The sequence below is a fragment of the Flavobacterium piscinae genome, from assembly GCF_004122145.1.
Lineage (GTDB): Bacteria > Bacteroidota > Bacteroidia > Flavobacteriales > Flavobacteriaceae > Flavobacterium > Flavobacterium piscinae.
The window spans coordinates 1-22,454 of the sequence record NZ_SBKQ01000009.1; the positions used below are offsets into that span (position 1 = coordinate 1).

At 36.1% G+C, this 22,454-nt stretch carries 17 protein-coding genes; 7 read left to right on the top strand and 10 right to left on the bottom strand.

Annotated features, from left to right (window positions below; all coding sequences use genetic code 11):
* A partial coding sequence (locus tag EQG68_RS09395) for an Ig-like domain-containing protein (RefSeq protein WP_129464626.1) occupies positions 1-1,715 on the top strand: 1,715 nt, incomplete at its 5' end.
* Between the two features lie 146 nt (positions 1,716-1,861).
* Here EQG68_RS09395 and EQG68_RS09400 read toward each other — a convergent pair.
* The 3 genes from EQG68_RS09400 to alaS are packed head-to-tail and all read right to left on the bottom strand — an operon-like array spanning position 1,862 to position 5,938.
* The gene (locus tag EQG68_RS09400) at positions 1,862-2,812 is read right to left on the bottom strand and encodes a GSCFA domain-containing protein (RefSeq protein ID WP_129464628.1); all 951 of its coding nucleotides are present in this window, start codon (positions 2,810-2,812) and stop codon (positions 1,862-1,864) included.
* 35 nt (positions 2,813-2,847) lie between these two features.
* Entirely contained in the window at positions 2,848-3,282 is a 435-nt protein-coding gene (locus tag EQG68_RS09405; RefSeq protein ID WP_129464630.1) for a lipocalin family protein, read from the bottom strand.
* 19 nt (positions 3,283-3,301) lie between these two features.
* Positions 3,302-5,938: an alanine--tRNA ligase gene (alaS, locus tag EQG68_RS09410; protein ID WP_129464632.1), complete on the bottom strand. Its 2,637-nt coding sequence runs from the start codon at positions 5,936-5,938 to the stop codon at positions 3,302-3,304.
* Between the two features lie 180 nt (positions 5,939-6,118).
* On the opposite strand from alaS, the gene EQG68_RS09415 reads away from it, so the two are divergent.
* The 5 genes from EQG68_RS09415 to EQG68_RS09435 all read left to right on the top strand — a co-directional run bounded on the left by EQG68_RS09415 (position 6,119) and on the right by EQG68_RS09435 (position 9,305).
* Positions 6,119-7,099: a M23 family metallopeptidase gene (locus EQG68_RS09415; RefSeq protein WP_129464634.1), complete on the top strand. Its 981-nt coding sequence runs from the start codon at positions 6,119-6,121 to the stop codon at positions 7,097-7,099.
* Positions 7,099-7,428: a MerR family transcriptional regulator gene (locus EQG68_RS09420; RefSeq protein WP_129464636.1), complete on the top strand. Its 330-nt coding sequence runs from the start codon at positions 7,099-7,101 to the stop codon at positions 7,426-7,428. The genes EQG68_RS09415 and EQG68_RS09420 overlap by 1 nt, the downstream gene beginning before the upstream one ends.
* Positions 7,429-7,499: 71 nt before the next feature.
* Positions 7,500-8,084 carry a LemA family protein gene (locus tag EQG68_RS09425; RefSeq protein WP_129464638.1) on the top strand — a complete coding sequence of 195 codons (585 nt, stop codon included), beginning with the start codon at positions 7,500-7,502 and terminating at the stop codon, positions 8,082-8,084.
* A 3-nt stretch (positions 8,085-8,087) separates the two neighbouring features.
* A complete protein-coding gene (locus EQG68_RS09430; RefSeq protein WP_129464639.1) occupies positions 8,088-8,525 on the top strand; it encodes a TPM domain-containing protein in 438 nt (145 codons plus the stop codon).
* Complete coding sequence (locus EQG68_RS09435) at positions 8,526-9,305, top strand: TPM domain-containing protein (protein WP_129464640.1); 780 nt, start codon at positions 8,526-8,528, stop codon at positions 9,303-9,305.
* 51 nt (positions 9,306-9,356) lie between these two features.
* On the opposite strand, the gene EQG68_RS09440 is transcribed toward EQG68_RS09435, so the two are convergent.
* Together EQG68_RS09440 and der are read right to left on the bottom strand one after the other, a co-directional pair.
* Positions 9,357-12,146, bottom strand: coding sequence for a TonB-dependent receptor (locus tag EQG68_RS09440; RefSeq protein ID WP_129464641.1), 2,790 nt, complete (start codon positions 12,144-12,146; stop codon positions 9,357-9,359).
* 222 nt (positions 12,147-12,368) lie between these two features.
* Positions 12,369-13,679, bottom strand: a complete 1,311-nt coding sequence (gene der / locus EQG68_RS09445) for a ribosome biogenesis GTPase Der (protein ID WP_129464642.1) — start codon at positions 13,677-13,679, stop codon at positions 12,369-12,371.
* A 161-nt stretch (positions 13,680-13,840) separates the two neighbouring features.
* Between der and EQG68_RS09450 the strand changes: the two genes are divergently transcribed.
* Positions 13,841-14,335 (top strand): hypothetical protein, encoded by a 495-nt coding sequence (locus EQG68_RS09450; protein WP_246011708.1) that lies wholly within the window; start codon positions 13,841-13,843, stop codon positions 14,333-14,335.
* A 437-nt stretch (positions 14,336-14,772) separates the two neighbouring features.
* Here the strand turns inward: EQG68_RS09450 and era are convergent, their stop codons facing one another.
* The 5 genes from era to EQG68_RS09475 form a co-directional block, all read right to left on the bottom strand.
* Positions 14,773-15,657 carry a GTPase Era gene (era, locus tag EQG68_RS09455; RefSeq protein ID WP_129464643.1) on the bottom strand — a complete coding sequence of 295 codons (885 nt, stop codon included), beginning with the start codon at positions 15,655-15,657 and terminating at the stop codon, positions 14,773-14,775.
* A 112-nt stretch (positions 15,658-15,769) separates the two neighbouring features.
* Positions 15,770-18,613: a CHAT domain-containing protein gene (locus EQG68_RS09460; RefSeq protein WP_129464644.1), complete on the bottom strand. Its 2,844-nt coding sequence runs from the start codon at positions 18,611-18,613 to the stop codon at positions 15,770-15,772.
* Positions 18,614-18,616: 3 nt separating this feature from the next.
* Positions 18,617-19,360 carry an MORN repeat-containing protein gene (locus EQG68_RS09465; protein WP_129464645.1) on the bottom strand — a complete coding sequence of 248 codons (744 nt, stop codon included), beginning with the start codon at positions 19,358-19,360 and terminating at the stop codon, positions 18,617-18,619.
* 120 nt (positions 19,361-19,480) lie between these two features.
* Positions 19,481-20,833, bottom strand: coding sequence for a T9SS type A sorting domain-containing protein (locus EQG68_RS09470; protein ID WP_129464646.1), 1,353 nt, complete (start codon positions 20,831-20,833; stop codon positions 19,481-19,483).
* A 99-nt stretch (positions 20,834-20,932) separates the two neighbouring features.
* Positions 20,933-22,378: a hypothetical protein gene (locus tag EQG68_RS09475; RefSeq protein ID WP_129464647.1), complete on the bottom strand. Its 1,446-nt coding sequence runs from the start codon at positions 22,376-22,378 to the stop codon at positions 20,933-20,935.
* Positions 22,379-22,454 lie beyond the last annotated feature (76 nt).

Sequence of the window (22,454 nt, forward strand, 5' to 3'; positions counted from 1 at the left end):
CGGGAACAAATCTTTCTTGGTATGCATCAGCAACGGGTGGTTCAGCTTTGGCATCTTCAACAGCACTTACGTCCGGAACTTATTTTGTATCGCAAACTGTAAATGGTTGTGAAAGTACCAGAACTTCAGTTGCTGTGACGGTAACTGCTGTCTCGGCTCCAACCGCTTCGGCTCAAGCGTTTTGTAGTAATACCAATCCAACTGTAGCTGATTTAGTAGCTTCGGGAACAAATCTTTCTTGGTATGCATCAGCAACAGGTGGTTCGCCTTTAGCATCTTCAACAGCTCTTACTTCCGGAACTTATTTTGTTTCACAAACTGTAAACGGTTGCGAAAGTAACAGAACTTCAGTTGCTGTGACGGTAACTACTGCTTCTGCTCCAACGGCATCGGCTCAAGCGTTTTGTAGCAATGCCAATCCAACTGTAGCTGATTTAGTAGCATCGGGAACAAATCTTTCTTGGTATGCATCAGCAACGGGTGGTTCGGCTTTGACATCTTCAACAGCACTCACTTCCGGAACTTATTTTGTTTCACAAACTGTAAACGGTTGTGAAAGTAACAGAACTTCGGTTGCTGTCACGGTAACTTCTGTCTCGGATCCAACAGCATCGGCTCAAGCGTTTTGTAGCAATGCCAATCCAACCGTAGCTGATTTAGTAGCTTCGGGAACAAATCTTTCTTGGTATGCATCAGCAACAGGTGGTTCAGCTTTGGCATCTTCAACAGCACTTACGTCCGGAACTTATTTTGTTTCACAAACAGTTAATGGTTGTGAAAGTAACAGAACTTCGGTTGCTGTGACGGTAACTGCTGTCTCGGCTCCAACAGCTTCGGCTCAAGCGTTTTGTAGCAATGCCAATCCAACCGTAGCTGATTTAGTAGCAACCGGAACAAATCTTTCTTGGTATGCATCAGCAACGGGTGGTTCAGCTTTGGCATCTTCAACAGTACTTACTTCCGGAACTTATTTTGTATCGCAAACTGTAAACGGTTGTGAAAGTAGTAGAACTTCGGTTGCAGTGACATTAACTACTGCTTCTGCTCCAACAGCATCGGCTCAAGCGTTTTGTAGTAATACCAATCCAACTATAGCTGATTTAGTAGCATCGGGAACAAATCTTTCTTGGTACACTTCAGCAACGGGTGGTTCGGCTTTGACATCTTCAACAGTACTTACGTCCGGAACTTATTTTGTATCGCAAACAGTTAACGGTTGTGAAAGTAACAGAACTTCGGTTGCAGTGACATTAAATGATTTAGATACAACAATTACTGAAAACAATGGAACTTTAACAGTTGCTCAAACAGAAGCTGATTACCAATGGTATCAATGTCCTGAAATTTTGCTGGATGGTGAAACGGACCAATCATTTACACCGGATCTGTCAGGAGATTATAAAGTTATTGTTTCTAAAAATGGTTGTATTGAGATTTCAGATTGTATTACTGTAAACGTTTTAGATAATGAAAATTTTGAAGGTTTAAGGTTAAACATATATCCTAACCCTACAAAAGATTATTTAAATATTTATTCCAATTATAATGAAGAAATGTCAATCGAGGTTGCAGATATGTTTGGAAAAAACATCCAAAACATTAAGTCAAATTCATCTTTTCTGAAATTAAATATGGTGAATTACAGCAGCGGAGTTTATGTATTAAAAATTAAAATTAATGATAAAATTATAATTAAAAAAATAATGAAAGAATGATGGTGAAGTAGGATTTCTTTTTTTTTTGACTGAAATCGTTCCTACATGTTTTAGGAACGATTTTTTTTTACATAATCACATTTTCGAATTAATTGTATAGCTATTTAAAATATAACTTTATGTTATTAATCAACTATAGTAAAAAACTAAAATAAATTTAAAAATGGATATTTCTCTTGCAATTGCTCAATCCGTTCATGAAGTTTTTGAACAAAAAGCTGATGTTGTTCTGTATTTGGATTAAAGGGTCGATGTAATAATCCTTTTTGAATACTTTCTATTTCCGTCATAATGGGAAATACATGATACGAAATATGCGATTCCACAAAATGTTTCCAAATATAATCTATTGCTGTTGGATTGGGATGCAACATGTCTTCTGCATAAAAACGATAGTCTCGAAGATCATCCATCATGATTTCATAACTTGGAAAGTAGCTGGTAGATGGAAATTGAGAGATGGATGAATGTACTGCGGCGAATAAATGTGATTTACTTAATTGATTTTCTACAAAACCATCCTTTAGGTGACGAACGGGTGAAACGGTGAAAATAAACTTTATCTCAGGATTAAATTCAGTTAATTTAGTTTGGATGTTGTTTAACGAAGTAGTAATTTCTTCAACGGTCAACAATTCTTTTGTAAAATTGCTTTGCGGAATTTTATGACAATTGGCCACTCTCTTTTGTGTATGCGAAAAACGATACGTCCATGCCGTTCCAAATGTTATGATTAAATGTGTACACGTTTGAAGTTGTCCGTTTAAATAAGTCAGAATCCCATTCAAATTGATGAGCATATCGTCTTTGTCTGCATTATTCAATTCCGAATGTACTTCAAAACAATGCCATAATTCATTATCAAAAAACAAATCGCCTTCGGTAAATAATCGCATTTCAATAGAACGCATGAGTATGTTTTCAATCGCATCCGGTTGAAAAAGTATCCCAAACGGATTGTTATAATGCTGAAATTTATACTGCTCAAATTTCGCACTGATATTTTCAGAAAAACAAGAACCCATCGTCACCACCTTCGAATAATAATCGATAGGATGATTGCTTTTTGGAATGGTGATTGGGGTACGGAAGTTCATTCTATAACTAAAACAATATTGAAATGTATATAAATTTAGTCTCTAGTAAAAGTTGATCGATACACAACTATACCTTCAGGATTATTAACCGTCTGTTTCAATATCAACTCATCATTCGTTAAACTTTCAACAATATAAGTGTATTGGTAAATCATCGGGTCTTGTGGTGGACTTGATACCGTTAATATATTTCCATTCAAATCCCAAATTGAAGTTTGAGTATTACTTAATACACATTCAGCATTGTATCCATTAAAGGTAAGTTCTTCATTTTCAAAAAACTCTTGAAAATCTCTACTTGTTTCACAGTCATGATTATAATTTTGAAATTCTCCTCCATTCAAAGTTCCTCCTTTTATGTACCATTTGCCTAAAATAGTTGGCTCAGAAATTGTTGAACTTTCATCGTCATTTGAATTGCAAGAAAGTGTTAATCCTGCAAAAACTAAAAATATTATAAATTTTTTCATCACTTTAATTCATAATTTCTTATTTAATATAATCTACTGCCCTCTCCAACGCCTCTTTAATTCCACCCACATTTTTACCACCAGCTGTAGCAAAGAACGGTTGTCCGCCACCTCCACCTTGAATATATTTTCCTAATTCACGTACCACTTGTCCCGCATTCAAATTGTGTGAAGCAACCAATTCTTTTGAAATATAACAGGTTAACATCGGTTTATTTTCTTCGGCTGTAGCCAAAACTAAAAATATATTAGTACCCAAATTTCCTAATTCATAGGCCAAATCTTTGGCTCCTTCCGGATTCAAATCGACTTGTTTGGCCAAGAATTGTATGCCGTTGATTACTTGTAATGCTGAAGCTAATTCACCTTTTAAACTCTTGGCTTTTTCACGTAATAATTGCTCAATTTGTTTTTTCAATTTGGCATTATCGTCTTGTAATGAAACTACTGATTTTAAAATATCTTGCGGGTTTTTGAGGGTTTCTTTCAACTCTGCTAACGTGTTTTCTTGATTTTTGTAATAATCTTTCACAGCATCGCCTGTAATCGCTTCAATTCTGCGAATTCCGGCTGCCACAGCTCCTTCTGAAATGATTTTGAAATGCCAAATGTCGGCTGTGTTTTTCACGTGAATTCCTCCACATAATTCTTTACTGTTGCCAAATTCAATCATACGAACCGTATCACCGTATTTTTCCCCAAACAAAGCCATTGCACCTTGAGCCATCGCTTGCTGAATCGGAATATTTCGGTGTTCAACCAACTGTAATTGTTCTTCAATTCGTTGATTGACAAATGCTTCCACTTGTCTAATTTCCTCATCCGTTACTTTCGAAAAATGTGAAAAGTCAAAACGCAAATAATTCGGATGCACCAATGAACCTTTTTGTTCCACGTGCGTTCCTAAAATGGTTCGCAACGCCAAATGCATTAAATGCGTAGCCGAGTGATTTTTTGATGTTGACGTTCTTAAATCGGTATTCACTTTTGCTACAAAACCGGCTTCCACCTTTTCAGGAAGTTGCTTGGCAAAATGCAAAATCAAGTTATTTTCTTTTTTAGTGTCGATGATTTCAATGGTTTCATTGGCTGAAACTAAAATGCCTTTGTCACCTACTTGTCCACCACCTTCCGGGTAAAACGGAGTAGCATCTAACACAATTTGATATAAAACACCGTCTTTCTTAGAATCTACTTTACGAATGCGAGTGATTTTCACTTCATTTTCCGTTTGGTCGTATCCTACAAACGTTTCCACATTCCCATCAATTAAGATTTTCCAATCGTCTGTGGTAACCTCTGATGCTGCACGTGAACGGGCTTTTTGTTTTTGCAATTCCGTTTCAAAATCAGCTTCGTTATAGGTAAATCCTTTTTCTTTTAAAATTAAAGCCGTCAAATCTTTTGGAAAACCAAACGTATCATACAATTCAAACACTTTGGCTCCGGAAACTTCATTTCCTTTGGTTTCAGTCACTACATTTTCCAATAATTGCAACCCTTGCTCCAACGTTCTTAAAAACGAAGCTTCTTCTTCTCGAATCACATTCGTAACCAAATGCTGCTGCGATTTAATCTCCGGAAAAAACTCGCCCATTTGATTGGATAAAACAGCGACCAATTCATAAATAAAAGGCTCTTTGGTATTCAAAAACGTAAATCCGTAACGAATCGCTCTTCGTAAAATTCTACGAATTACATAACCGGCTCCGGTATTGGAAGGCAATTGACCATCCGCAATCGCAAAAGCAACGGCTCTGATGTGGTCAACAATTACTCGAATGGCTATGTTGATTTTATTTTGCTCCTCTGATATGTTTTTTACATCGTTGGAAGTATAGTTTAACCCTGTAATTTGCTCTACTTTTTCAATCAACGGAGTAAAAACATCGGTGTCATAATTAGAAGTTTTTCCTTGTAACGCCATGCACAAACGCTCAAATCCCATTCCGGTATCAACATGTTGTGCAGGTAATTTTTCCAGACTTCCATCCGCTTTACGATTGAATTCCATGAATACGTTGTTCCAAATTTCCACCACTTGTGGATGGTCATTATTGACCAAACTTTTTCCGGAAACTTTTGCTTTTTCTTCCTCCGAACGCAAATCAACATGAATTTCTGAACACGGTCCGCAGGGTCCTTGATCGCCCATTTCCCAGAAATTATCTTTTTTATTTCCTAAAATGATTCGGTCTTCATCGATTAATTCCTTCCAAATATCCCACGCTTCTTGGTCAAAAGGCACATTTTCATCAGGATTACCTTCAAATACAGAAACATATAAATTCTCTTTCGGAATTTTATAGACTTCCGTCAACAATTCCCAAGCCCAATTAATAGCATCTTTCTTAAAATAATCCCCAAACGACCAGTTTCCAAGCATTTCAAACATCGTGTGATGATAGGTGTCAAACCCAACATCTTCTAAATCATTGTGCTTTCCGGAAACGCGTAAACATTTTTGCGTATCGGCAATTCGTTTGCTTTTAGGTTCAGCATTTCCTAAAAAATATTCTTTAAACTGAGCCATACCGGAATTGTTGAACATCAAGGTTGGGTCATCTTTTAAAACAATAGGAGCTGAAGGAACGATTAAATGTCCTTTACTTTCAAAAAATTGCAAAAACTGTTTACGGATATCGTGTGATTTCATTGTAAAAATTGTTCGGTGTTTAATTTTCAATTGATTAGACTTCGATACAATAAAGAATCGTTTATACAGTTAAAATACCAACGCTTTTAGAAAAAAATTAAATTAGCATTAGAATGAAACATTTCTTAAATTTGTTCGACTAATCAGTTTTGAAAGCACAAAAATAGTATAATTTAAGAAATGTCGAAGAAAGTAAAGTATTATTACGACACAGAAAGTTTAGCCTACAAAAAAATCAAACCCAAAAAAGGGAGGAAGTTTGGTTATGCGGCTCTGTTTTTACTCTCTTCTGCCCTTTTTGGTTTTTTGTGTTTTGTGATTTTATTGAACACTCCCTATTTCGAAACCCCAAAAGACCGATTGCAAGCCCGAGAAATTGAAAATTTAAAGTTGCGTTACGAAATTCTAAATAAAAAAATGGATCAATTGGATGAAGTTTTAGTGAGTTTAGAAGAACGAGATAACAACTTGTACCGCGTATATTTTAACTCTTCACCTATTCCATCCGAACAAAGAAAAGCCGGATTTGGTGGTGTGAATCGTTATAAAGAATTGGAAGGTTACGATAATTCGGAGTTAGTGATCAATACCACTAAACGGGTGGACATGATTTCAAAACAATTGGCTATACAATCTAAATCGTTAGACGAAATTTTAACCTTGGCCAAAGGCAAAGAAAAGCTTTTAGCGGCTATTCCCGCTATTCAACCTGTAAAAAATGAAGATTTAAAACGAATGGCCTCCGGTTTTGGGTACCGAAATGACCCTTTTACCAAAATCAGAAAATTTCATTACGGAATGGATTTTACCGCCAAAACGGGGACTCCTGTTTATGCTTCCGGAGACGGTGTTGTTTACAAAGCCGACAATTCAATGTCAGGTTACGGAAATTTAATCATTATCAAGCACGGATTTGGTTATGAAACGTATTATGCCCATTTGAGCAAATATAAAGTAAGAGCCGGTCAAAAAGTGAAACGGGGAGACATCATCGGATTAGTAGGCAGCACAGGACGAAGTGAAGCTCCACATTTACACTACGAAGTACATAAAGACGGGGAACCGATTAATCCGATTAATTTCTATTACGGTAGCATTTCCGCCGAAGAATACATTGCCATTTCAAAAATAGCTAACCAAGAAAACCAAGCACTCGACTAATGCATTTGAACTTACCAGAAAAACGATATTACAGCATTGGCGAATTGGCCAAAGCATTTGACGTGAACGCTTCGTTGATTCGTTTTTGGGATAAAGAATTCGATATTCTTAAACCGAAAAAGAACGCCAAAGGCAACCGAATGTTTACTCCTGAAGATGTCAAAAATCTTCAATTAATCTATCATTTGGTAAAAGAACGCGGCTTTACCTTAGAAGGTGCCAAAACGCATTTGAAAGAAGGACAGAAAAAAACGTTGGATAAATTTGAGATCATTAGCAAATTAGAGGGAATAAAAGCACAATTGATGCAAATTAAAGAAGGATTGTAGGATGAGAAATCCGAATTTAGAATTTAGAAAATAAAAAAACTCAGTAACTTAGAACCTTAAAAATAAACAAAATGAAAAAATGGTTATTACCTGTCGGGATTATAGTAGGACTAATTGTTGTCATCGGATTTTACATTGTAGGAATCCAAAACACGGCAATTACTAAAAGTCAAGCCGTAAACAAATCGTGGGGTGATGTGCAAACGTCTTACCAAAGAAGAAATGATTTAATTGGGAACTTAGTAGAAACCGTAAAAGGTGCTGCTGAATTTGAAAAAAGCACCTTTGAAGCGGTAACAGCTGCTCGTGCAAAAGCAACGCAAACCACCATTGACCCCACCAATGTTACGCCGGAACAATTGGCACAATTTAACCAAGCCCAAAGTGGTGTTTCATCCGCTTTGTCAAGATTATTGGTAACAGTGGAAGCGTATCCTGAATTAAAAGCCAATCAAAACTTTTTGAAATTACAAGATGAATTGGCAAGTACAGAAAATACGATTCAAACCGCTCGCGTTCGATTCAATGAAACGATTGAAGCATATAACAACCATATCCTAAAATTTCCAAACAATTTATTTTTAGGACAATACAAAGAAAAACCATTCTTTGATGCAGAACCGGGTGCAGAAAAAGCTCCTGAAGTAAAATTCTAATTCATGTCTAAAGTAGAAGATTTTCTAACCCCGGCAGAGGAACAAGAAATTGTTCAAGCAATTGCTTTGGCAGAAAAAAACACGTCCGGAGAAATCCGTGTGCATATTGAAAATCATTCAGACACACCTCCTATTGCGAGAGCACGGGAGGTGTTTGATACACTAAAAATGTATAAAACCCAAGCCCGAAATGGTGTTTTGTTTTACGTGGGTGTAGCCGATCATACTTTTGCCATTATTGGTGATAGTGGGATTGACGATGTAGTGGAAAGTGACTTTTGGGAATGTACCAAAGACATCGTGTTAGAAAACTTTAGAAACAAAAAATTTAAAGACGGTTTGGTGGAAGGAATCAAAAGAGCCGGTGAACGTTTGAAGGAATTTTTCCCGTATGATTCTTTGGACACTAATGAACTTTCTAACGAAATATCCAAAGGATAAATGAAATTAACTACCAATTTATGCTGGATTGTAGTGTTGATAATTTTACCGTTTCAGGTAAGCTTTGCTCAATTTAACATTCCCGAAGTTCCCAGTTTTCAAACCAGTGTGTATGATTATGCTAAAGTGTTATCCGATAGTGAAAAAAAAGCACTGGAAGAAAAACTCTTACGCTATTCCGACAGTACTACCACACAAATTGTAGTCATTACCATTGAAGATCTAAAAGGCGAAAACATCGGGTTATTAGCCCCAAAATGGGGACAGGAATGGGGAATAGGCGGAAGCCAAGAACAGGACAACGGTGTTGTCATTTTACTTTCTAAAAACGACCGACGCATTCATATTTCACCCGGTTATGGGGTAGAAGACCGACTTACTGCCGGAATTACAGGCGAATTAATTCGAAATATAATTCTTCCCGAATTTAAAGCCGGCAGCTACTATCGTGGTTTAGATAAAGGTGCCGATGCTATTTTTGATGTTTTAAAAGGGAAATACAAAGGCAAACGAAAAAATGACAAAGGAGGAATTCCGGTAATATTTATTCTGTTATTTATTGTGATTCTCTTTATTATTATTTCAAAAGGTTCAAAAAATAACCGAAATGGCGGTTCAGGACGTTTTTCCGGACCCGATTTAGCCGATATAATCATTTTAAGCAGTTTAGGTCGAGGAGGAGGAGGAAGTTTTGGTGGCGGTTCATCCGGTGGTGGCGGTTTCGGCGGAGGATTCGGTGGCGGCGGATTCAGTGGCGGCGGTGCCGGTGGAAGTTGGTAAAATAATTTTAAGTATAAAAAAAGCGACCTGAAATTCAAGTCGCTTTTTTGTTTAATCTATAAAGAACATTCCGCCTTCATTATCTTTCTTCCCACCAAATTTATCGAGTTTATAGGTTAATGAAAACATGACGTATTGTTGCAAAACTAAATTTTCTGCATCGGTAATGGCCGTTGGTGTAATGGTTCTTCGCACCCCTACATTTTGATTTAAAACATCATAAACCTTTACTTTGACCAGCAATCGGTCTTTGTAAAAATTATACCCTAAACTGGTATTCCACAAATAAAAATCTTTTTGAAAACCATCGGCTATGTTGGAATTATAGGTGTAGCCAAAGTCATTTCCAAAAACCACTTTCTTTGGCCAATAACTCGTGAATTCCATTTTGAATCGGTGTACAAAATTATTGGCATTATCAATTACATAATTGGTAAAATCAGTTGAATTGAAAACGTAACTGTAAGACGGTGCAATGGTAATCAACTCTTCAATGGACCAATTTAGACTCATGCGAGGCTCCATTCGCCACCCTTTTGCTTCATATAATTCAGCATTCGTTAATCCTTGATTCAGATTATAACCTCCGTCAATTCCTACACTCAACCGCAAACTCCTTTTCTCTTTTTTGAAGGTTTTACTCCAAGAAGCACCCAAATAACTGTTAAATCCTTTATCCACATTTTCATAGGTGGTTTGAGCACGAAAACTTTCATCAAAAACAGTCGAAGAAACAATTTGGTCTTTGTAAAGAGTCATCCCACTGTAAAAGAAAAAACCACTACGCGATTGCCAATCATAGTTGTTAAAATTCATATACATATTATGCTGTTGGGTTGGATTCAAATCACCATTTCCAACAATCGTATTCAAAGGATTGGACAAATTCGTAACCGGCAAAATTTGATTCGCCAATGGCAATTCCATTCTGAAATTATAATTGGCATACACCGATTTACTTTTTGTAATGGAATAATACAAATTAGCCGTCGCCCTCGGGAAAACATAATTTTTATCTAAATTGGTTCGAACGCTGAGATAATCAGATTCATTTTTAAAGGTAACAAACTCCGGCCCAACATTGAAACGGGCACGCAAATTCTTTTTGTTCCAATTTAAACCCGCAGAAGGATGAATCTTTAAAACACTCGAATTGATTTCATTGGATAATAGAGCATTAAAATTATCATAGCTTCCCGTAATGGCATCAAAATCAAAGGTAGCTTCTTCATCGTTTGAAGCATAATAATCGATTTCAGCGGTGACACTCAACTTCAACGAATCGGTTAACGGTTCGCCAAAGCGGATTTCACTGGCAATTTTATTAAACTTCGAATCACGTTTTAAATTTTGATTTCGAATATCATCCGGTTCGTCCGTCAGATAATAGAACGTAGAAGAATTTACATTCGAAAATGTCGCTGAATTTCGATGCTCATTTTGCAAAGAAACACTCCAACCTCTATTTTTTTTCTTTTTGGACTGCTGATAATACAACATATAATTTTCAAAGGAAGTATTATCAACATCTGAATACGTATCGTTTGTACTTTCGTTAGTCAATAAATCGGCTTGATTTCGGGTTTCCTGTTGATTGGAAAAACGATCTTTATTTATACTTCTTACCAACTTTGGTTCAACATAAATACTAGTCAACGAATCCAGCTTAACTTCAAAATTCATATTCAAATTATGTGAATTTCCTAATCGATTGGAATTGGAAACCGTTTCTGTAAACGTGGTTTCCGTAGGCAATAAATTCGTACGGGAAGAACGCGTTACATTATCCGTTTCATTGTTCGTGAAAAAATAATTGTTATTGACTTCTACTTTTTTAAACCATTTGTCCGCATAATTGATTCCCACTAAATTAGAAGTGGTTAATCCGTTATTTCCGCCGAAATTCATTCCGTTTATTCCAAATGAACCGTCTTCATCGTTGGAATAAACCGAGACATTTCGACCGCCACCCATGTTATCAAAAATCTCATTCATCGAGAACCCGACCGAATTGATATTGTTGGCCGAAGCTAAAACACTGATTTTTTGATCGCCTTTAAACCAATTGAGCAACAAACTGGATTCATACCGTTCATCGGAACCGTAGCCACCCATAATTTTTCCAAAAAAACCTTTGTTTTTATCTTCCTGAATGGTAAGATTGATGGTTTTTTCCTCTCCGGAAGCCGTATCACCGGAAAGTTCCTCTGCTTTTGTTTTTGTATCCACCACTTGAATTTTCTCAATGATTTCAGCAGGAAGATTTTGTGTGGCTATCTTACCGTCTTTGCCAAAAAACGGTTTTCCGTTGACTAGGATTTGATTGACTTCTTTACCGTTGACCGTAATTTTCCCTTCCGGAGAAATTTCAACGCCTGGTAATTGTTTAATTAATTTTTCTACATTGGCATCGGCTCCTACTTTAAAAGAGGCGGCATCAAATTCCAACGTATCATTTTTGATCCGAATCGGTGGAGCTTCACCTTTTAAAACTACTTCATCCAATGAAGTTCCACTTTCAACAAGCGAAATTATTCCCAATTCAAGGTTTTCTGCTAATTTGCTAATTTCCTTTTTATAGTTTTGATAACCTAGAAAAGATGCTTTTAAATCAACTGCCTCGTTACTTTTTCGGGTTCTGATTTCAAAATTTCCGTTTTTTTCTGAAATGGTATAATCAATCACGGTGGAGTCTTTTTTGGAAGTGAGGTAAACTGTAGCCGACTCCAGCGGCAATTTGGTTTTTTCGTCAATAATTTTTCCTTTTACCGTGACAAAATTTTGACCATATGAACTAAATAAAAATAAAAATAGTACTGCTGATAGAAAATGTTTAAACATAGAATGTATTAAAATTAGTTGTGAGAAAATTCTATAACAGCGAATTAACAATTTTAGTATGTAAAGTTAAAATTTCTTACAGAAAGTTTAACATTTAATTTTGTAGAAAATAGAACTTAATAACGGGAAAACAAAAAACACCATTAAACAACCAATGTTCATTAAGTTAATAAAACTGAATAAACCTTAGTTACTTAATAAACTATCATAGTAGTCTAATTTCTATTTTTCTCGAATATAAATATCAATCGGCACTCCTGAAAAATCCCAATTTTCACGGATTTTATTTTCTAAGAAACGTTTGTAGGGTTCTTTCACATACTGTGGTAAATTGGCAAAAAACACAAACTGAGGCGTTGGCGTTGGCAATTGCATACAGTATTTAATTTTTACATATTTCCCTTTTAATGCCGGAGGCGGATAAGCTTCGATCAATTTCAACATGTGGTCATTGAACTTGGATGTCGCAATCCGTTGCTTTCTGTTCTCGTATACTTTTACAGTTTCTTCTAATGCTTTCAACAAACGTTGTTTGGTTAAAGCAGAAACAAATAAAATCGTTACATCGGTAAAAGGTTCCAATTCTTTTCTGATTTTCGACTCATAATCGCGGGTGGACATCGTGTCTTTTTCAACTAAATCCCATTTGTTGACCAAGATGATAATTCCTTTTCTGTTTTTAGCCGCTAACCAGAAGATACTTTGGTCTTGTCCTTCAAAACCACGAGTAGCATCAATCATCAAAATACAAACATCGGCATGCTCAATGGCCCGCACGGAACGCATCACCGAATAGAATTCTAAATCTTCTTTCACTTTGGCTTTTCTTCGGATTCCGGCGGTGTCAACCAGATTAAATTCAAACCCGAAACGGTTGTACTTCGTATCAATGGAGTCACGTGTTGTGCCGGCAATATCAGTCACAATATAACGGTCAACACCAATCAAAGCATTAATAAAACTTGATTTTCCGGCATTAGGACGACCCACAACAGCGAATCGAGGAAGTTCTAATTCTTCCTGCGTAGGTTCCGGTTTGTCTGGAAATACTTTTATTAATTCGTCCAACAATTCCCCAGTTCCGCTACCGGATGTACTGGAAATCGTGATATAATCGCCTAAACCAAGGTTGTAGAATTCATAGGCATCTTTTTCACGCATAGCGTTATCTACTTTGTTGACTACAACAATTACCGGCTTGGTAATTTTGCGAAGTAATTTTGCCACCTCATCATCCATAGGTGTAATGCCTTCTTCAACATCAACCACAAACATGATAACATCGGCTTCATCGATGGCTAATTCCACTTGTTTGCGTATTTCTGCTTCAAAAATATCATCGGATCCTTTGATATAACCACCGGTGTCAATAACCGAAAATTCTTTTCCGTTCCATTCACTCTTTCCATAATTTCGATCACGGGTAACCCCACTCACGGAATCAACAATGGCTTCTCTTCGCTTGATTAAACGATTAAAAAGTGTTGATTTCCCGACGTTTGGCCTCCCTACAATGGCAACAATAGTACTCATAGTTCTAAATTCTAAATATTTTGCAAAGGTAGTCTTTTTTGTTTGAAGTTTAAATGCTCCCTTGGGGAAACAATTTAGTAAACTCCACAAAAAATAAACGCCTTTGTTTTACGTTTAAAACTATTATTTTGTAAATTAGTATTCAATTTTACCCCATTTGTATGAATTTAGATGACCAATTGCCGTTGCGGTATCGATTTGATAAAGTGGTAACCAAGTCCTATGAATCGATTATGGCCAGTTGCGAAAAATTGAAAGAAACGGTGGAACCGGATTATAAAATCAAAATTTCGGGTCATCACATTTGGTTGCATATTGGCTTATTGCAACGAGAAAAACATTCCCCTCATTTGCATTTGGAGATTGAAAAAATGGAGGATGGAAACACTTATATTCGGGGTTTGTTTGGTCCGGACCCGGTGTTGTGGACATTATTTATGTTTCTTCACTTTGTGGTGGGCGGTATTTTTGTAATTTTTACAGTCATCGCGTTTTCAAAATGGTCGCTGGACCAATCCTATAAATTTGATTTACTAGTCATGTTTGCCATGGTGAATGCCTGGTTTTTACTCTATTTTATTGCCCGTTTAAACCGAAAAAAAGGGTTGAAACAAGCAAGGGAATTGGAAGTGTTGATGGAGAAAATTTTGGAGTGATTTTTTTTCTTTTAACCACGAAGATTACGAGGAAGGCACAAGGAACACAAAGTCGCTTCGCTCCTTTTTTAATGGAACACGGATTGGATAGATTAATTGGATTTTCGCTGATTTGATAGCTTTGCTATAATAGATATTAAAGGATTTATAACTGCTAATTTAGTAGTTTTTTCAACGTCTCGTCTCCCCTCTCCTTTGGAGAGTCCCGAAGCTTCGGGAAGGGGTGAGGATTAAAAAGCTTTTTTAATTGTACGTAGAAAGGAGTTCTTTTCACAGAGTTATGATGAGATTCTTCCTTTGTCAGACACGAGAGCTTTGCTCGAACTGGCGAAGCAATGACAAAATTGCAGAGAAAAACTCCCAACTCCCAACTATCAACTCCCAACTATCAACTCCCAACTTGAAACCTGAAACCTGAAACTTTAAACCCGCAACCTTTACTTCTGATTATACCCCAATCTCCTCAGCTGAAACGCATTACTACGCCAATCTTTACTGACTTTCACAAAAAGTTCGATGTGAATTTGTTTACCGAAGAATTTTTCTAAATCTTCTCGTGCTTGTATACCTACTCTTTTTAATGCTGCTCCTTTGTGACCGATGATGATTCCTTTTTGCGTGTCGCGTTCCACCATAATAATGGAACGAATACGAATAATGTTGTCGTCTTCGATAAATTCTTCCGTTTCTACCTCTACGGCATACGGAATTTCTTTATCGTAATTGATCAGGATTTTTTCACGGATGGTTTCGTTAACAAAAAATCGTTCCGGTTTATCGGTCAAGGTGTCTTTTGGATAATAAGGAGGTGATTCCGGTAATAATGAAATAATACGGTCAAATACTTCTTTCACATTGAAATTTTCTAAGGCTGAAATAGCGAAAATCTCCGCATTCGGTACTTTTTCTTTCCACAAAGCAACTTGTTCCTCTAATTGTTCCTGATTGGATTTGTCAATTTTGTTTAATAACAGTAAAACCGGGATTTCGCTGTGGATGATTCGGTTAAAAAACGCTTCGTCTTTGAGTTCTTTTTCACCGATTTCAACCATGTAAATTAATACATCGGCATCTTCAAAAGCAGATTTTACAAATTGCATCATCGATTCCTGCATTTCATACGCCGGTTTGATGATTCCGGGAGTATCGGACAAAACCATCTGAAAATCTTCCCCATTCACAATCCCCAAAATTCGGTGTCTGGTGGTTTGAGCTTTGGAGGTGATAATGGAAAGCTTTTCGCCTACGAAAGCATTCATTAAAGTTGATTTTCCTACGTTGGGATTTCCGATGATGTTGACGAATCCTGCTTTGTGAGTCATGCAAATAATTTTTGCAAAGGTAACTAATTTATGGGATGCGTCCTATTTAGTTAAAGTCAAAAAAATGAATAAACCATCGGAACAGTTTATTCATTTTCTGACTTCAAACTACTTATATCCCGTTGTAAAGGAAAGGGGCCCAAAATTGAGGATGCATATACCGCTCACCAAAATCACCATTAATAAATGAACGTTTAATTTGATTTAACGTTTCAGGTGCTTTTGCATTTTGTTGCACAATTTTCTTGAATAAATTTTGCATGGTTAAGGCCGTACCGGCATCATCCACCGGCCAAAGGGAAAGCAAGGTTGCATTGGAACCTGCTACTAAGAAGGAAGAGTTTAATCCGTTGATCCCTTCACCGCCATAGAGTTTTCCCAACCCTGTGTCACAAGCACTGAGAACCACTAAGTCGGCGTTCAAATTTAACTTAACAATTTCCGGGGCTAATAAAAAGGTGTCTTCGTTACCATCGCCTCCGTTGGGTTGCGAAAACATGACGCCACTAAATTCCGGAATGACATCACCGGTAAAACCGTGTGTAGAAATCAGTAAGTTTTTATATTGTTTGAGTTCGCCGGTTGCGTTTAGTTTTTTAAAATTACTTTCGCTCATACCCAATCCGGTAAACACTTTGATGTCGTTTGAAAGTGTTCCGACAAACTGTACTTCTTTGAGCGTTCCTGCTAAATAATTGGCTCCGCCAAAACCAATGGCTTCCAATTCCGGTTTGAAATTATAAATGCCTTTACCTATTTTTTTATTGATAGCATCAGAAATTTTATAAAAATCTTCAATCCCACGAGCAGTAGGCTTAACATTTCCCGACGGCTGATATAAAGCTCCCCCAAAAGCGATGACAGACTTTCTGTTTTCTGGGTATTTTCGATTGGCCATGATTTTCCAAATGGTTGTGTTTGGAATGTATTTTACATCATGCGTACTCACAAAATATTGATTTTTTGGCGACAAAAAGGTTTCAAAAGGCAAGTAATTAAGCTCTTCTGTTGCACTTATAATCACTTTTGGATGAGTTGCTAAAATATCTTGAATAGGTTGCAACGTTAGATTGTACCAAAAATGAAGAAAATCATTTTGAATAGTTTGAAGTTGTGGATTAGCTTCTTTTAAAAGTTGTCTGGTCCACTCAATAAGTGTCACAAAATCTTCTTTTTTATAAGCTGCCTGTTTGGTTGCATACCGCACTAATTCACCATCCGTATAGTCAACTTGTAAGTCACTTAAATAGGGATTAATGGTAGCCGGAATTTTTTTGGCTTTGTTGGTATAGGCCTTTTTAAAACTCAGCAATTCATCAATGGGATAATGGTATCGTATTTCAGCTTTGTCTTTCGTAATCACACTCATGATGATTTCACCCGGTTGACCTACGGAATAATTAATTAACACCTCCTCCTTTTGTAAAAGTTGCTGAGCATCACTGATTGTTGCTAAAGGAATGTTTTTATTCAATTGCTCTTTTAAATAACCGCTTCTGCTTTGTTCTTGAACAGCGAATAATTTGGCTACATCTTTTGTGTTTTGACAGCTCATAATCATTCCCTTATAAACCCCAGCAATTGTATTGTTATATTCTAATTTTTGTTTTGCCGTTAGGTTTTCTTTTACTTTATCGGCTAACGCTATACTTTTCTCAAATTGTGAAATGGCATTTGTATAGTCCTTTTGGTTGTAATAGAGAAATCCTAAATTATTATACAGGTTTTGAGCTCCTGAAAAATCATTTTCTTTTAAGCTATTGGCCACCGCTTCTTCAGTGAGTTTTTTGGCTTCCTCATGCAACCCTTGTTTGGCTTTGATAATGACCAAATTGCCACTGATTTCATTCATTAAATTGGCATCATTCATTTTTTTAGCCAAATTATAGGCTTTAGTTAAATAGGTTCCGGCCTTTCCTCTTTCGGCTTGTGGTCCATCAAAAACATGATAAGCACCAATCGAATTATAAGCTTTTGCTTTAAAATAATCGTTGTTTATTTTGGTTGCCGTTTGTTCTAATTGATAAGCCGTTTGCAATTTTTCCTGTTGCTTATTTTCCATTTTAACCAACACATGAATTTTATGCAGTTGCATATTGGCTAAAGCTAATGTGGCAAAAGGCAATTTAAGTTTTTCGTTTATTCCTTCGTTAATCGTCACTAATGCTCCCGGTTTATTAAAGGAATTATTTTTAATAACTGACAAAAAATACATTGCATATGCTCTTTTTCCTACTAAAGCAGTATCATTTTTACTGATTTCTAAAAAATAGTCAAATTGATTGATGCTTTCATTGGTATTGCCCCCATAATAAAACGTAACTGCTTTGAGCAATGGCAACATTTTTTGAAACAAAGGATTGGCGTTTCTTTGTCCGGAATAATACGCAAATTGAGCATCTAAATTGGCACATTTTTTCCCTTGGGTAAGAATTCCAATTACACAATTGTCTAATTCAATTGCTTTGTTGATGTTTAGGGTTTTATTTTGATAATAAGAAAGCCATTTGTTTTTTAAGGGAGATAAATCCTTTTTAGTAAATGTTTCAATCTTTATAATATCGTCTATAATATCTTGAGCACTTTGAGCTGTTGTTACTTGCATCGCCCACTCCAAATTTTGAAATGCTTTTTCAGTATTCCCATTCAATAAATTAATGTAAGCTTCCGTAAAATAGGGATAGGGCATTAGTGGCTGTATGTTTAAAGCTTGCGTAGAAGCTAGTTGTGCAGCTTGTAAATCCCCTTTCAGAATTTGATAATACGAATGAAGATAATACCCGGCAAATTCATCTGAAAAGTTAATCATTAAGCCTTCGCTTCCTTCTTTCATTTTTACTAGATCGTTTGATTTGTAGCCTTCAATATAGAGGTTGTAATAATCATTGAAACTTTTGGATTGAGCAAAAGAGAAAACACCAACACAAACGAAAAAAAATGTCAAAATACTTTTCATACCCTATAATGCCGTTTTTAAAACGTTATCTTCATAGTATCCTTTTTCGGTTATGTTTCCGTTTTTATCTATTTTAAAACCTAATCCTTCTTTTTTATTTTTATCCCAACTACCAACGTACTTGGAACCATCTTCATAAAAATATACGCCAAACTCTTTTCGTAAACCTTGAATATGTTGCCCCATATATTGTTCCCCACTCTTCCAAACTTGAATTGCCGGAAATGATCTTTTTGAAAATAAAAAGTAACCCACCGCATAAGAGCCATTGTCATACTTCTCTATGTTGAACCCATTAAATCCATTCGGGTTTTGACCGTATCCATAATCCACCACATTGGCTTTATACCCTTTTAAATCCTCTTTGTCGTTGTCAAATTGCTTTTGCCACTCCACCTTTCCATTTGCCATTTTAAAAGCGGGTCCTTCTTTTTTATCTTTTCGATAGGTATATAATTCAATTGTACCTTTTTCTTTGTCCATTTCAATTAAAGTACCGTCTTTTTGATGGTCTTTATTGTAGTTTACAAACGTTGTTTTTCCATCTGCATGCATGACCATATTGGGACCTACTATCAATCCGTCCATTCTGAAACCGTGCGAAACAGCACCGTCGCTATTGGTAAACGTTTCAAAAGTAATCAGGCCTTTTTTAACTTCTTTTTTCCCGGCTTGGTTGCCAAAGTTTTGTTGAGAAAAACTCATTGTAACGGTTAATAACAATAGAATTTGAGTTGCTTTTTTCATTTTTTTATAGTTTTAAGATTTGTGTAAAAATAGGTGCGATTGACAAGCGAAAAAATAAGGCAAGTGCCGTATTTTATTGGTTCTGAAATTTAAGCCTCTTTGGTATGCCTTTTCATCGTATTATTGTTTCATTACTTTACTTCGTTGGACAATCTGCCCATTATTATCTGTAAGAGTAATGAAATAAATCCCAGTTGGATGGTTGGAAAGGTCTAATGTATTTACATTTGACATCGTAGCGATAATTTGACCTATTCCGTTAGTTACTAACACATTGGTTTGTTCAGAAAAATTTACAGTATTGCTGGTTGGGTTTGGATAAACTACTATTTTATCATCCTCTGTGTAATTGTTTGCCACACCTAAAGCACCATCATCAAATTTCATTACAGTAGCTTTATACAACTGCGTTAAATCAACAAAAGCGACAAAAGGAATATTATTACTATTAATTGCGAGGGAAGTTATGTCTGCATATCCAGTAGAAAATCCACTCGCCCCGACATTTATCCAATTTGTTCCATCAAACTTCATAACCGAAGCTTTATGGGAACTGGCTAAATCTCTATAAGCCACATAAGGTTCGTCATTGCTATTGAATGCCAGTGAAGTATAAAACACTTGTCCGGAAGAAAAGCCGACTGTTCCAACTGTAACCCAATTAGAACCGTCAAATTTTTTGACAGTTGCTTTTTGAGCATTACCGGCATCTCTATACGCTATATAAGGTTCGTCATTACTATTGAAAGCTAATGAAAGATAATCTGCACCGGCTGCAGAAAAACCGGCTGTTCCAACAGTTACCCAATCGGTTCCGTCATATTTCATTACGGAAGCTTTGTTGGCGTAGCTTCCCGCCCTAAAGGCAATGTAGGGTTCGTTGTTACTATTAAACGCAAGTGAAATGCTTCTTGCAAATTCAATACCAGCAGGACCTACAGTTGTCCAGTTGGTGCCGTCAAACTTCATAACAGTTGCTTTATTCACAATACTTACCGCGTTATATTCCGTAAAAGTAACATAAGGCTCATTGTTACTGTTGAATGCAATGTCCATGGCTTCTTGTTGAACAACACCACCGCCACCGGAAAAACCTGCATTTCCTACTGTAACCCAATTGGAACCATTATACATCTTCACGGTAACTTTTTCTCCATTTGCAACATCCCGATAAACTACATACGGCTCATCATTGCTGTTGAATGTTAGCGAAGTAAAACCGGCAAAACCGTCTGAAAATCCTGCGTTACCAACTGTTACCCAATTGGTTCCATCAAATTTCATAACCGATGCTTTGTTTACATTTGCACCATCTCTAAAAGCTACATAAGGTTCATTATTGCTGTTGATTGCCAGCGATATGTGATCCACTCCTGCAGTTGTAAATCCTGCAGTTCCTACTATTTCCCATTGTGCCTTAACTGTAAAAGTTGTCATTGTCACGAACGCTAGAGAAAGTATAATTTTCTTCATTTTCAGATTATTTTAAAGTTGTACGATTTTTTGTAAAAATAAATTTATGAAGTGTTTAGGGAAATACGGCAAGTGCCGTATTTCTATAAAGCAGTTCAATTAATTCAAACAATAAATTTTAAATTCTTTACTTTTTTCTTCTCCCATGTAGTTTTCTTTCACTTTAATGACAGAATTGCTGTTTGAATTTGTAGTAATTGAAAATTCATCCCTTTGAAGGTAACCTATATGATTGCGAATAGCTCTTGCGATAATTTGGTATTGCAGACGATTACCATAATGATCCGTTTTTAAAATGGCATACACCGATTCTGTCCCTTCTGCTTGCGGACCTCGAAGCATGACCAAAAACACTTTTGACTCTTTGCATTCAAAAACTTTTCCAACCGAAAAAACTGTGGTGTTGGGTGTTAGAAATAATTTCCTCGACAATTTTAATTGGGTTATATCTCGACCTCTTGCGTTATTATAATCATAGGTAAAGGTTTTGGGCAAGGGCTCAAAATTAGCTTCAAATTCAACAAAGTCTGGTTTCTGAGAAGCATATTTTTTGTCTAAATCGCCTTTGATTTTATTTTGTCTTATTTCTTTTAAAGTAGCGATTCTTGCTTTAATTAAATCTGCTTTTTCTTTATCCGATGTTGTAATGGTTACTTTTTTAGTTGCTTTGGAAAATTTATCGGTAATTACTAAATCAATATCAGTATTGTTTTGTTCAAATTTCACGTGATAATTCACCATTTCACCCCAATAATAATCTAGGTTATTGTGTGTTGGTGCTTTTTTAAACGAACCTAAAGTTAATGTGTTGATATCAAACAATGCCACCTTATCGATTCCTTTGTCATATTTAGCGGCATAAGTAATTCCATCGGCATAATTAGAAACAACTACATCAAAAGCAGGAGTAGTTTGTGCCAAAAACTGAGCCGTTTTTAAATCGAAAAATTTCATTTTATTGCCGTCTTCAAACAACAATAAACTTCTGGAAGTTAAATTTTCTTTGAACTCATAAGGCTGTTTAAATTCTCGCCATTTTTTGGTTTTCCAATTATAAAATTGAACAAAACTGTGTGATGGTTTTTTTAAGTTCAAACGTCCTTTGCCGTCTTTTTGATAAATGGTAAACGCATAAACAAGCTCATCGCCTATGATATCTTGAATTTTTCCGTGTTGGAAAGGCAACTCTTTCCCTGTATAAAATTTATTGGATGCTTCGTCCCAAATAAAATAATGCTCCGGTTTAAGGTCTTCGTTGTCCCAACCGGCCAAAATCACATTGTCCTCTTTATAATCAAAAACATGGGGTTCAAAACTACTATTAGTTGTATAACCGGCTAATATAATTTCCTTAACTTGTTCTCCGGTTTTCAAATCATACACTAATCCATAATTACTGGCTTTATAATACCATATTAGACCATGAGTCTGCGATTTGTTTAAATGAATTTTAAAATCTTTAGGGTAGCTTGAATTTATTAAATAGCCGTTTTGTGCAAAAACAAAATTTGAAAAGAGCAAAAGGAAAAGTGAAATGATTCGCATGGTTTACTGTTTTTTTTTAATTTTCCAAAACAAGTAATTTTAATACCAGTAAAAAATAAGGCAAGTGCCGTATTTT